At 68.2% G+C, this 12,814-nt stretch carries 12 protein-coding genes; 2 read left to right on the forward strand and 10 right to left on the reverse strand.

The window, feature by feature from the left end; genetic code table 11:
- Window positions 1-46 precede the first annotated feature (46 nt).
- Together AC3AP7_RS08785 and AC3AP7_RS08790 are read right to left on the reverse strand one after the other, a co-directional pair.
- Complete coding sequence (locus AC3AP7_RS08785) at window positions 47-595, reverse strand: DUF6013 family protein (protein ID WP_475763913.1); 549 nt, start codon at window positions 593-595, stop codon at window positions 47-49.
- Between the two features lie 225 nt (window positions 596-820).
- A complete protein-coding gene (locus AC3AP7_RS08790) occupies window positions 821-1,837 on the reverse strand; it encodes a zinc-binding alcohol dehydrogenase family protein (protein ID WP_475763911.1) in 1,017 nt (338 codons plus the stop codon).
- Window positions 1,838-1,990: 153 nt separating this feature from the next.
- On the opposite strand from AC3AP7_RS08790, the gene AC3AP7_RS08795 reads away from it, so the two are divergent.
- A complete protein-coding gene (locus tag AC3AP7_RS08795; RefSeq protein WP_475763909.1) occupies window positions 1,991-2,947 on the forward strand; it encodes a LysR family transcriptional regulator in 957 nt (318 codons plus the stop codon).
- A 79-nt stretch (window positions 2,948-3,026) separates the two neighbouring features.
- Window positions 3,027-3,863: a phosphoserine phosphatase SerB gene (gene serB / locus AC3AP7_RS08800; protein WP_475763907.1), complete on the forward strand. Its 837-nt coding sequence runs from the start codon at window positions 3,027-3,029 to the stop codon at window positions 3,861-3,863.
- Window positions 3,864-3,927: 64 nt separating this feature from the next.
- Here serB and AC3AP7_RS08805 read toward each other — a convergent pair whose 3' ends face one another.
- The 8 genes from AC3AP7_RS08805 to AC3AP7_RS08840 form a co-directional block, all read right to left on the reverse strand.
- Window positions 3,928-5,112: a cystathionine beta-lyase gene (locus AC3AP7_RS08805; RefSeq protein ID WP_475763906.1), complete on the reverse strand. Its 1,185-nt coding sequence runs from the start codon at window positions 5,110-5,112 to the stop codon at window positions 3,928-3,930.
- A 57-nt stretch (window positions 5,113-5,169) separates the two neighbouring features.
- Window positions 5,170-5,901, reverse strand: a complete 732-nt coding sequence (locus tag AC3AP7_RS08810; RefSeq protein WP_475763904.1) for a hypothetical protein — start codon at window positions 5,899-5,901, stop codon at window positions 5,170-5,172.
- 60 nt (window positions 5,902-5,961) lie between these two features.
- Window positions 5,962-7,146: a beta-ketothiolase BktB gene (gene bktB, locus AC3AP7_RS08815; protein ID WP_475763902.1), complete on the reverse strand. Its 1,185-nt coding sequence runs from the start codon at window positions 7,144-7,146 to the stop codon at window positions 5,962-5,964.
- A gap of 148 nt (window positions 7,147-7,294) precedes the next feature.
- On the reverse strand, window positions 7,295-8,227 hold the full coding sequence (locus AC3AP7_RS08820; protein WP_475763900.1) for a sugar kinase: 933 nt from the start codon (window positions 8,225-8,227) through the stop codon (window positions 7,295-7,297).
- A gap of 3 nt (window positions 8,228-8,230) precedes the next feature.
- Window positions 8,231-9,637, reverse strand: a complete 1,407-nt coding sequence (rimO, locus tag AC3AP7_RS08825) for a 30S ribosomal protein S12 methylthiotransferase RimO (protein ID WP_475763898.1) — start codon at window positions 9,635-9,637, stop codon at window positions 8,231-8,233.
- A gap of 321 nt (window positions 9,638-9,958) precedes the next feature.
- Window positions 9,959-10,537: a polyhydroxyalkanoate synthesis repressor PhaR gene (gene phaR, locus AC3AP7_RS08830; RefSeq protein ID WP_475763896.1), complete on the reverse strand. Its 579-nt coding sequence runs from the start codon at window positions 10,535-10,537 to the stop codon at window positions 9,959-9,961.
- A 140-nt stretch (window positions 10,538-10,677) separates the two neighbouring features.
- Complete coding sequence (locus AC3AP7_RS08835) at window positions 10,678-11,418, reverse strand: 3-ketoacyl-ACP reductase (RefSeq protein ID WP_475763894.1); 741 nt, start codon at window positions 11,416-11,418, stop codon at window positions 10,678-10,680.
- A gap of 108 nt (window positions 11,419-11,526) precedes the next feature.
- Window positions 11,527-12,708: an acetyl-CoA C-acetyltransferase gene (locus tag AC3AP7_RS08840; RefSeq protein WP_475763892.1), complete on the reverse strand. Its 1,182-nt coding sequence runs from the start codon at window positions 12,706-12,708 to the stop codon at window positions 11,527-11,529.
- Window positions 12,709-12,814 lie beyond the last annotated feature (106 nt).

Consider the following 12,814-nt stretch of genomic DNA (forward strand, 5'->3'; position numbering starts at 1 on the left):
CCGCTCAGTGCCCTCCGCTCAGTGCCCTCCGCTCAGTGCCCTCCGCTCAGCGCTGCGCGCTCACGGACACCTGCGTGCCGTCGGCGAGCGTCACGGTCTTCGTGCTGCCGTCGGTGCGCATCGAAAAGCGCACGAGCTGGTCGAGCCGCGCCATGTCCGGGCAATGCAGGCGCTTGCCCTTGACCTTGACGTCCTTCATGCCGCGCGGTGCGACCGCGAACACGCTCATCTGCACGGTCGCGGTGCCGTCGTGCGCGACCACCGGCGCAAAGCGGATGCGCGTCTGACGGATCAGCGCGCCGCTCGCGTCGAGCGGCAGATTGTCGTAGTCCGGGCACGCCTCGGCGACGACGACCTGGCCGCCCGGCGGCTGTGTCATCCATGTGTAGTCGTCGGACTCGCCGGAGCGGATCGTGCGGGTGTCGTGCACGTCGCCGTATGTCTTTGAACTGAACCGCACCGTGTAGCGGATCGGGCCGTCGGTCGCGGCTTTCGAGGTGACCGTGATCGGCGTCGCCGCGCCGGCCGCGCCCGCCCACGCACAGGCGGCGCCAATCAGCACGGATACGGCGAAAGATCTGAGGCAGGGGCGCATGCGGTGATCTCCACGGGATGCCGCAGCCTGGCAGATGCCGCGGCGATACGACGATCGAGCATCGGGCTTTCGCCAGTCTAACGCCGGGCCGCGCCGAAAACGCGGCGCGACGCTTGGGTGTTAACCCGCTGGTCGCGGCGCGCCGCCACGCGCGCCTTGCCCCTTGCCCCTTTTGTCACGCGCCACGCGCCATGCGCCCCTCGCCACGCGCTATGCGCCGCGCGTTCAGAACCCGGCGAGCACGAGCTTGCCGATCGCGCGACCGGCTTCGAGCAGCTGATGCGCGCGCCGCACGTTCTGCGCATCGATCTTGCCGAGCACGTCGCCGACCGTCGTGCGCAACGTGCCCGCGTCGATCAGGCGCGCCACCTCGTTGAGCAGCTTGTGCTGCTCGATCATGTCCGGCGTGCCGAACATCGCGCGCGTGAACATGAACTCCCAGTGAAACGCCGCGCTCTTCGCCTTCAGCAGTTCGACTGGCACCGGCTGCCGGTTCTCGACGATCGTGACGATGCCGCCCTGCGGCCGGATCGCGTGGGCCGCGGCCGGGAAATGCTGATCGGTGTCGTTGAAGATCAGCACGTAGTCGACTTCGTCGTAGCCGAGCTGCTTCAGTTGCGCGGGGATGTCGCCGAAGTGGTCGACGATGTGATCCGCGCCCAGTTCCGTGGCCCATTTCGCCGACGCCGGGCGCGACGCGGTGGCTATCACCTTCAGCCCCCCGAGCTGCCTGGCGAGCTGGATGCCGATCGAGCCCACCCCGCCCGCGCCGCCGATGATCAGTGCCGAGCGCCCCGCGTGCGCGCCCTGCGGCGACACGCCCAGGCGGTCGAACAGCGCTTCCCATGCGGTGAGCGCGGTGAGCGGCAGCGCGGCGGCCTGCGCGAAATCGAGCGAAGCCGGCTTGCGCCCGACGATCCGCTCGTCGACCACGTGATACTCGCTGTTCGCGCCCGGCCGGGTGATGCTGCCCGCGTAGTAGACCGGATCGCCGACCTTGAAGAGCGTCACGCCGGCGCCGACCGCGGCCACCGTGCCGGCCGCATCCCAGCCGAGCACGCGCGGGGCCGGCTCGACGGTGTCCTTCGGCGCACGCACCTTGTAGTCGACCGGGTTCACCGAGATGGCCTCGACCTTCACCAGCAGGTCGCGCTCGCCCGGCTGAGGCGTCGCCAGCTCGACGTCGAGCAGGGCCTCCGGGTGATCGATGGGCAGATAGCGATAAAGACCGACGGCTTTCATGATTTCTCCTGGCTTCGTGAATGACGGAACCGCCTGTGCCCGGCGTTGCTGCGCTGCTGCGCCGGAAGGCGACTGCACCGCTGCATCATAGGACGATCCGTCATCACAAAAAAGCGCCATAATGGCTTAAACATTTTCTTGTAAATCAGAATAATGCCGACGCCCGCCCCTCCGCTTTCCGGACCCGCCGCGCATGGCCGCGAGCGGCTCGATCTGCTCGACGTCGGCCTGTTCGTGCGCGCGGCGCTGCTCGCCAACGTGTCGGCCGCCGGCCGGGAGTTCGGGCTGTCGGCGGCGGTCGCGAGCGCCCGTCTCGCGCAGCTCGAACGGCTGCTCGGCGCGCGGCTGCTGCACCGGACCACGCGCCGCGTGAGCCTGACGCAGGACGGCGAGATCTTCCTCGCCCAGGCGCAGACGCTGCTCGATGCGGCCGCCGCCGCGCGGGCCAGCGTCGGCCGCGCGCAGGGCGAACCGCAAGGCCGGCTGCGGGTGTCGATGCCGTCGTCGTTCGGTCGCCAGCATGTGTCGCCGGTCATCCCCGCGTTCCTGCGGCGCTACCCGGGCGTGAGCGTCGACCTGCGGCTCACCGACCAGCTGGTCGACCTCGTCGATGCCGGCGTCGACGTCGCGATCCGGCTCGGCGCACTGAAGGACTCGACGCTGGTCGCGCGCCGCCTCGCGGTGAACCGCCGCGTGATCTGCTGCGCGCCCGCGTATCTCGCCGCGCACGGCACGCCGCGGCATCCGGCCGACCTCGAACACCACGAATGCGTGATTCTCGCCGACCAGCGCAGCTGGGCATTCGAGACGCCCACGGGGCGGCTCGACGTGCGGGTGCGCGGACGGCTCGCGACCGACAACGGCGAAGTGATCCGCGATGCGCTGCTGGCCGGCTTCGGCATCGCGCTGAAGTCGACGTGGGACGTCGCGCCGTATCTGCACAGCGGCGCGCTCGTCACCGTGCTCGACAGCTATCCGCTCGCCGAGACGGTCGCGCTATGGGCGCTCTATCCGAGCCGCGCGTTCGTGCCGCCGAAAACGACCGCATTCGTCGATTTCCTCGCCGGGCATTTCGGCGACCCGCCTTACTGGGACGCCGCACCGCGCTGAAGCGCCCTGGCGGCGGGTGCGCGAGCCGCTACAATAGCGGGATTTAGCCCGCGCCTCGCGCGCTCTCGCCTGCGTCGTCATGAACCTCGTCATCCAAAGCCCCGCGCCGCTACCGGCGGAACACCACACGCCGCTCGTCGCGCTCGCGCGCGGCTCGCACGCCGTCGTCATCGACGCCTGCGCGATTCGTATCGTCGACGCGCAGCCCGCGCAGCGCGCCGATCTCGACGTGTACTGCCGCACTCATGCGCTCGATTACGCGTTCGTGAAGCCGCGGCAGTTGCGCGATTTCGGCCTGGTCGCGATGGATATGGACTCCACGCTGATCACGATCGAGTGCATCGACGAGATTGCGGATTTCTGCGGGCTGAAAGCGCAGGTCGCGGCGATCACCGAGGCCGCGATGCGCGGCGAGATCAAGGACTTCAACGAGAGCCTCACGCGCCGCGTGGCGCTGCTCGCCGGACTCGACGCACACGCGCTCGAACGCGTCTACGAAGAACGGCTGCGGCTGTCGCCCGGCGCCGTGCAGATGCTCGACGGCGCGCGCGCCGCGGGTCTGAAGACGCTGCTCGTGTCGGGCGGCTTCACGTTCTTCACCGAGCGGCTGAAAGCGCGGCTCGGACTCGATTACACGCGCGCGAACACGCTCGAAATCGTCGACGGCAAGCTCACCGGGCGGGTAACCGGCGAGATCGTCAACGCGGACGTGAAGGCGCGCACGCTGCTCGACGTGTGCGCGCAGCTCGGCATCGAGCCGTCGCGCGCGATCGCGATGGGCGACGGCTCGAACGACCTGAAGATGATGGCGGCAGCCGGGCTGTCCGTCGCGTTTCGCGCGAAGCCGGTGGTGCAGCAGGCCGCCTGCGTCGCCTTCAACCACGTCGGACTCGACGGCCTGCTCCGCCTGTTCTGACGCGCCGCGCGCGGCCGGCCGGGGCCGAGGTCCGCGCGAGCCGCCGGGCGGTCTGCCGCGCCGCTCAGGCGAGCGTCGCGAGCGCGTGCGCCATGTCGGCGCGCAGGTCCGCCTCGTCTTCGAGGCCGATATAGAAGCGCACGAGCGTCCCGCGATGCGGCCACGCGCAAGCCGTGCGCATCGACGCGACGTCGTACGGCATCACGAGACTGTGCGCCCCGCCCCAGCTCCAGCCGATCGAAAACAGGTCGAGCGCCTCGCAGAACGTGTCGATCTGCGCCGGGGTATAGCGCGCATCGAACACGACCGAAAACAGTCCGCCCGCCGCCGTGAAGTCGCGCGCGAAGCTCGCGTGCCCCGGGCAGTCGACGAACCCCGGATGCAGTACCGCCGCAATCTCCTCACGCGTTTTCAGCCAGCCCGCCAGCGCGAGCGCGCTGCGGTCATGCTGCTCGAAGCGCGCCTTCATGCTCGGCAGGCTGCGCAGGATCAGCGAGCAGTCGTCGGCCGACACGCCGATCCCCATCCTCATGCGGGCGGACTTCAGCTTCAGGTGAAGTGCGGGGTCGACGGTGATCGTCGCGCCCATCAGCACGTCGCTGCCGCCCGACTGGTACTTCGTCAGCGCCTGCACCGAAATGTCGACGCCGTGATCGAACGGCCGGAACGCGAGGCCCGCGGACCACGTATTGTCGATCGCGGTGAGCACGCCCCGCGCGCGCGCAGCGGCCGCGATGGCAGGCACGTCCGGCACTTCCATCGTGACGGAGCCGGGCGCTTCGAGCCAGATGAGCCGCGTCTGCGGCCGGATCAGCGCGGCAATGCCCGCGCCGATGAGCGGATCGTAGTAGCGCACCGATACGCCGAAGTCGCGCGCCAGCCACTCGCCGTGATCGCGGTTCGGCGAATAGACGTTGTCCGGCACCAGCACGTCGTCGCCGGATTTCAGGAATCCGAAATACACGTTCGAGATCGCCGCGAGGCCCGACGGCTGCAGCAGCGCCTGGTTGCCGCCTTCGAGCGCCGCGAGCCGCTGTGCGAGGGCCAGCGAGGTCGGCGTGGCGTGCAGGCCGTAGCGCCATTGCGCGTCGTTGCGCCAGTCGAGCGCGCGCATCGTCGCGAGGTCCGGAAAGACCACCGTCGAGGCCCGCTCGACCGGCACGGCAAACGATTCGAAGCCCGGCGTGAGCTGGTCTTCGGCGTGCACGATGCGCGTCTGCAGACCGCGCCTGGATGTGGATTCAGTCATGTGAGAGTCGCTGGTAGCGGGATGGAACGGACGACGGTGCGGACCACGCGGCGCGCATCAGTCGCCCACGGACAGGTTGCTCACGCCGTTGACCGCCTGGCTGCGCGGCGCCGGCGGCGTGGCCAGGGGCGCCTGTTTCGGTGCGGCTGGCGCGGCTGGCGCGGCCTGTGTGGCCTGTTGTGTGGCCTGTGCGGCCTGTGCGGCCTGTGTGGCCTGTGTGGCCTGTGCGGCCTGTGCGGCCTGCGTGGCCGGCGACGAAGCGCCGGCGGCCGACACCGCGAGCGGATGCAGGTCGAACGGCTGCGGATCGGAGTCGTCGGGGTTCATCCGGTCGCCGGCGAGCGAGCCGTCGGCCGCAAAGCGGCCTACCCAGTTGCCGACGATGTTCGTGCCGTCGGTCGAATCCTCTGCTTCGAGCGTATCGCCTTCGCGATCGCCGGCGATCAGGACGACCTCACCCGTATCGGTGTACTGATATTCGCCATGCACGCCGGACGAATCGCCCGCCTGCGGTCCGAGCCGCAACACGATCGGACGCTGGCCGAGCGTGCCGGCGTAGCCCGGAAAATGCGCGAACGCCGGATTGGGTTTCAGCGCCGCGACGGGCGCCGACGCCGCCGTGTCCTCCGCGCGCGCATCGTGCGGCCAGCCCATGAGCGCCGCGGCGATGCAGACGCAAACACAAACACAAACGCCGACGCTGGCGCCGACGCCGCAGAGCGCGCCGGCGAGTCGCGACAAGCGGTCCTTGCCGGGCAGCGTCCGGTGCTTCGCTTTCGATTCCTGCATCCTTCCTTTCCTGGTGGCATGAAGCGGGCGGCCGCCCCGTCCGCTTCCGATACGTTTGCGTCAGATCCGCTCGAAGACGGCCGCGATCCCCTGGCCGCCGCCAATGCACATCGTGACGAGCGCATAGCGTCCGCCGATGCGCTGCAGTTCGTACAGCGCCTTCACGGTAATCAGCGCGCCGGTCGCGCCGATCGGATGACCGAGCGAGATGCCGGAGCCGTTCGGATTGACCTTCGCCGGATCGAGCCCGAGTTCCTGGCTCACGGCGCACGCCTGGGCGGCGAACGCCTCGTTGGCTTCGATGACGTCCAGGTCCGCGACGCTCAATCCCGCCCGTTCGAGCGCCTTGCGGGTGGCCGGCACCGGACCAATGCCCATGTAGGCAGGATCGACACCCGCATGCGCGTACGCGACAAGCCGCGCGAGCGGCTGCACGCCGCGCCGCTCGGCTACCCCGCGCTCCATCAGCACGACGGCCGCGGCCGCGTCGTTGATGCCGGAGGCGTTGCCGGCCGTCACCGTGCCCTCTTCCTTCGCAAACACCGGCTTGAGCTTCGCGAAATCGTCGGCGCTGGCATCGAGACGCACGTGCTCGTCCTGATCGAACACGGCCTCGCCCTTTTTCGTCGCGACCGTCACCGGCAGGATCTGCTCGCGGAAGTAGCCCGCGGCGATCGCGCGCGCCGCGCGCCGGTGCGATTCGAGCGCGAGCGCATCCTGCGCGTCGCGGCCGATCCCGTAGCGCCGCGCGACGTTCTCCGCGGTCACGCCCATGTGAATGCGCTGGAACGGATCGTTCAGCGCGCCGAGCATCATGTCGACGAGACGCGCGTCGCCCATGCGCTGCCCGAAGCGGGCCGCGGGCATCATGTAGGGCGCGCGGCTCATGCTTTCGGCGCCGCCGCCGATCGCGATGTCGGCGTCGCCGAGCAGCACGCTCTGCGCGGCGCTCACGATCGCCTGCAGCCCGGAGCCGCACAGGCGGTTCACGGTCAGCGCCGGCGCATGCTGCGCGACGCCGCCATCGAGCGCCGCCACGCGCGCCAGATACATGTCCTTCGGCTCGGTATGCACGACGTTGCCGAACACGACGTGACCGACTTCGTCGCCGCTCACCTGGGCCCGCGCGAGCACATCGCGCACCACCCGCGCGCCGAGATCGGTGGGCGAGAAGTCCTTCAGGCTGCCGCCGAAGTCGCCGATCGCCGTGCGCACGCCGCTCACCACCACCACGTCTCGTTGCATGATCCGCTCCTGTCGTTGTCCCGCCAGTTGTCCCGCCAGTTGTCCTGCGCGAGCTGTCCCGCAAGTTGTTCTGCGAAAGCGGACGCACCGCGCTGCGATCGCGCTGGCCCGTCCTCGTCCTGTCCCGTAACGCGCGCGGCGCGTGCTGTCAGCCCGCGCGCAGCGCCTGCTCGACCGCCGCGCGCAACGGAATCGGCGCGACCGCGCCGAAGCCCTGCGTCGACAGCGCGGCGGCGACGTTCGCATAGCGCGCGGCCGTCACCGGATCGTCGCCCGCGACGATCCGCGCGATAAACGCGCCGCCAAAGCAGTCGCCCGCACCGGTCGCATCGACTGCGTCCACACGGTACGGCGGCACGAGTTCGCGCGCATCGCGCGTCGCGACATAGGCGCCCTCGCGGCCGAGCTTCAGCGCGACGACGCGCGGCCCGAGCGCGAGCAGGAAGTCGACGATCTCGTCGCGGCCGCCCAGTCCCGTCAGCGCGGTGACATCGTCCCAGCTCGGCAGGCAGATATCGGTCTGACGTAGCGCTTCGAGCATCACCGCACGCGCGCGCACGAGCGGCCACAGCTTCAGGCGCAGATTCGTGTCGAAGCTCACCTGCACGTCGTGATCGCGCGCGTGGCCGATCGCCGCGAACGCCGCGTCGCAGGCGCTCGTGCTGATCGCAAAGCTCACGCCCGACAGATGCAGCACCTTCGCCGCGACGATCGTGTCGAGCGGCAGATCCTCGGGCGTATAGCGGCTCGCCGCCGAGCCCGCGCGCAGATAGTCGAAACGATGGCCCTGCTCGCCGTGCGACACGAAATAGACGCCCGTCGGCGCGTCCGGATTCACGCGCACGTTCGCGGTCTGCACGGCTTCGCGCTGCCACAGGTCAAGCAGCAGGTGCCCGAAATGATCGTCGCCGACCGCCGACAGATAGGCGGTCGACGCCCCCTGGCGGGCCGCCGCGATGCAGAAATTCGACGTGTCGCCGCCGAAGCCCTGCAGGTAGCGGGGCAGATCCTTCGTCGGCTGATTGAATTCGACCATCGCCTCGCCGAGCGCGAGGATCGATGCGCGTGCACCGTCGCTCATCGGTTATACCTCGCCCCACAGGTCATGGCCGTCGGCGCCGGTGATCTTCACGGAGACGAAATCGCCGACCTTGTAGCGCTTCGACGCCTTCGTCGCCGGCGCGATGTAGACGACGCCGTCGATCTCCGGCGCATCCGCGGCGCTGCGCCCGATGCCGCCGTCCACGTTGATCTCGTCCACCAGCACCTTGAGCGTCTTGCCGACCTTGCGGGCAATCCGCTTCGCGGACACGGCTTCGGCGACTTCCATGAAGCGCGCGCGACGCGCCTCGCGCACGTCGTCCGGCAGCGCGCCGTCCAGCTCGTTCGCGCCCGCGCCCTCGACCGGCGAGTACGCAAAACAGCCGACGCGATCGAGTTCGGCCTCGCGGACGAAGTCGAGCAGCGTCTCGAACTGCGCTTCGGTTTCGCCGGGGAAGCCGGCAATGAACGTGCTGCGGATCGTCAGATCCGGGCAGATCGCCCGCCATGCGCGCACCCGTTCGAGCACCTTCTCGGCATTGGCCGGCCGCTTCATCCGCTTGAGCACCTCGGGGTGCGCGTGCTGGAACGGCACGTCCAGATACGGCAGCACGTGGCCCTTCAGCGGACCGTCGGCCATCAGCGGAATGATCTCGTCGACGCTCGGATACGGATACACGTAATGCAGGCGCACCCACGCGCCGTACTGTGCGGCGAGCTCGCCGAGCGCGGTGACGAGTTCGGTCATGCGCGTCCTGACCGGCTTGCCGTTCCAGAAGCCGGTGCGATGCCTGACGTCGACGCCGTACGCGCTCGTGTCCTGCGAGATCACGAGCAGTTCCTTGACGCCGGACTTGAACAGGTTCTCCGCTTCGAGCATCACTTCGGCCAGCGGGCGCGACACGAGATCGCCGCGCATCGACGGGATGATGCAGAACGTGCAGCGGTGATTGCAGCCTTCCGAGATCTTCAGGTACGCGTAGTGCCGGGGCGTGAGCTTGACGCCGGCGGCCGGCACCAGATCGACGAACGGATCGTGCGGCTTCGGCAGATGCGCATGGACGGCCTGCATCACCTCGCCGAGCGCGTGCGGGCCGGTGACGGCGAGCACCTTCGGGTGGACTTCCTCGATCAGGCCGCTGCCGCTCGCGCTCTTCTTCGCGCCGAGGCAGCCGGTGACGATCACCTTGCCGTTTTCGGTGAGCGCCTCGCCGATCGCGTCGAGACTTTCCTGCACCGCCTCGTCGATGAAGCCGCAGGTATTGACGACCACGAGGTCTGCGCCGTCATACGTGCCCGAAATGTCGTAGCCTTCGGCGCGCAGCTGCGTGATGATCTGCTCGGAATCGACGAGGGCTTTCGGGCAGCCGAGCGAAACGAAACCGACTTTCGGCACCGCGGACGAAGCGGCGGAAGGAGTCGGCGAGGCGGAAGCGGGAGTCTGCGGCATAACGGTAGTGGTCCGGCGAAGAATGGCGGTGACACGGGCGGGCGCGGCAGCGTCACGCGGTCCGCAACCGGCGGCACGCGCGCGGGGGGCGGCGTGCGGGACGCCGCGCCGACGCGCGGCATACGTGATGCATACGCGATGCACCGCGTGCATCGAATCCGCTATTGTAGCGCGGGCCGGCAACCCGGACAGCCGTCATCCCCACGCGGCCGCGCGCCTTCCCGCCGGCGCCGCGCGCCCTGCCTCGGCGGGCCGCCGCCCGCTGCACGCACGCGCCGCCGCTACTTCGCTACTTCGCTACTTCGCTACTTCGCTACTTCGCTACTTCTTTTCCGGTTCCGTATTCGACTGCGGGTTCGGCTGCGCAAACGGGAACGAGCTGAACATCGTCTTGGCCTGGTTTTGCATCTGCTCCTGCATCTGCACGAACATGTTCTTCGACTGCTCGATGTAGCTCGTCATCATCCCCTGCATCATCGGCGCCTGCATGTTCATGAACTGCGCCCAGACTTCGGGGTTCATCGCCTTGCCTTCGTACAGGTTCTTCGACTGGTCCGCGAGCTTCGCCTGGATGTCGATGAATGCCTGGATGTTCTTCTCCAGGTACGTGCCCATCATGCCCTGCATCGCATGCCCGTAGAAGCGGATGATCTGCGAGAGCATCGACGAGGAGAACATCGGCAAGCCGCCGCTTTCCTCTTCGAGGATGATCTGCAGCAGGATCGAGCGCGTCAGGTCTTCGTTGCTCTTCGCATCGATGACCTTGAAATCCTCCTGATCCAGCACGAGCTGCTTCACGTCGGTAAGCGTGATGTAGGTGCTGGTTTCGGTGTCATAGAGCCGACGGTTCGGATATTTCTTGATGAGTCGTTCGGCTGCCTTCTTTGTAGTATTGGTCATTTGACGCCTTTGAGCGCGATTGAAAGCGCAGAAACGGCGCCTTCGCGCCTGCCCCGAACCCTTCTCGACGCAAGCGCGGGACGCCGCCGCAAACACCTGAACCACGCAGCGCGCCGCCTCGCGACGGCGCGCCCGTTGGCTCAGCCCATGTGCAGACCGCCATTGAGCGAAAAGTCCGCTCCGGTCGAAAAACCCGACTCGTCCGACGCGAGCCATGCGACGATCGAACCGATCTCGTCCGGATGGCCGAGACGGCGCACCGGGATCGTCGCGACGATCTTCTCCAGCACGTCCGGACGAATCGCCTTCACCATGTCCGTGCCGATGTAGCCCGGCGACACCGTGTTGACCGTCACGCCCTTGGTCGCCACTTCCTGCGCGAGCGACATCGTGAAGCCGTGAATGCCGGCCTTCGCGGTCGAGTAGTTGGTTTGCCCGAACTGGCCCTTCTGGCCGTTCACCGACGAGATGTTGATGATGCGCCCCCAGCCGCGCTCCACCATGCCGTCGATCACCTGCTTGGTGACGTTGAAGAGGCTCGTGAGGTTCGTGTCGATCACCGCGGTCCAGTCTTCGTGGGTCATCTTGCGGAACACGACGTCGCGCGTGATGCCCGCATTGTTGACCAGCACGTCGACGTCGCCGACCTCGGCCTTCACCTTGTCGAACGCTTCCTTCGTCGAGTTCCAGTCGCCGACGTTGCCCTCCGAAGCGACGAAGTCGAAGCCGAGCGCCTTCTGCTCGTCGAGCCATTTCACCCGGCGCGGCGAGTTGGGGCCGCAGCCCGCGACCACCCGGAAGCCGTCCTTGTGAAGCCGCTGGCAGATGCTCGTGCCGATCCCGCCCATGCCGCCCGTTACATATGCAATTCGCTGTGCCATGAAACACACTCCATTATCGTTTTGACGAAGAGCCGGCGGCCCTCCGTCCGTCGCCGTCAACTGCCGGGCTGGCCACCGGATCGCCGGTGGCCAGCGCCCCCTCCCTGCTTACGGCCGCTCGACCGCCAGCGCCACGCCCATGCCGCCGCCGATGCACAGCGACGCGAGGCCCTTCTTCGCATCGCGCTTCTTCATCTCGTGCAGCAGCGTGACGAGAATCCGGCAGCCGGACGCGCCGATCGGATGGCCGATCGCGATGGCGCCGCCGTTCACGTTGACCTTCGACGTATCCCAGCCCATCTGTTGATGCACTGCCAGCGCCTGCGCGGCAAACGCCTCGTTGATTTCCATCAGGTCCAGCTCGGCCGGCGTCCAGCCGGCGCGCTCGAGGCAGCGGCGCGAGGCCGGCACCGGGCCCATGCCCATCACCTTCGGATCGACGCCCGCGTTCGCGTACGCCTTGATGCGCGCGAGCGGCGTGAGTCCGAGCGCTTCGGCCTTCTTCGCCGACATCACGACCACCGCCGCGGCGCCGTCGTTGATGCCCGATGCATTCGCCGCGGTGACCGTGCCTTCCTTCGTGAAGGCCGGCTTCAGGCTGGCGAGCGACTCGGCGGTCACGCCGTGGCGCACGAATTCGTCGGTGGTGAAGCGCAGCGGCTCGCCCTTGCGCTGCGCAATCTCGACCGGCACGATTTCGTCGTCGAAGCGGCCGGCCTTCTGCGCCGCTTCGGCCTTGTTCTGCGACAGCGCCGCGAACGCGTCCTGCTGCTCGCGCGTGATCCCGTATTCCTTCGCGACGTTCTCGGCCGTGATGCCCATGTGATACTGGTTGTACACGTCCCACAGGCCGTCCACGATCATCGTGTCGATGAGCTTCGCGTCACCCATCCGGAAGCCGTCGCGCGAACCCGGCAGTACGTGCGGCGCCGCGCTCATGTTCTCCTGGCCGCCCGCCACGACGATCTCCGCGTCGCCCGCGATGATCGCGTTGGCCGCCAGCATGACTGCCTTCAGGCCCGAGCCGCACACCTTGTTGATCGTCATGCCGGGCACCGCGGCCGGCAGGCCCGCCTTGATCAGCGACTGACGCGCCGGATTCTGGCCCGAACCCGCGGCGAGCACCTGGCCCATGATCACTTCGCTGACCTGCTCGGGCTTCACGCCTGCGCGCTCGAGGGCAGCGCGGATCACCAGTGCACCGAGTTCCGGCGCGGGCAGCTTTGCCAGCGTCCCACCAAACTTGCCAACTGCCGTACGGGCGGCCGATACGATCACAACATCAGTCATTTCCATTTCCTCCGGACAAAGCGGCTCACTGCGCCGCGTGCCGTCACGTTAAAAATTGCGTTGCCTACCCGGTGTTACTGCTCGCGATTACTGCTCGCGATATCAC

Source organism: Paraburkholderia sp. PAMB 6770, assembly GCF_057748135.1.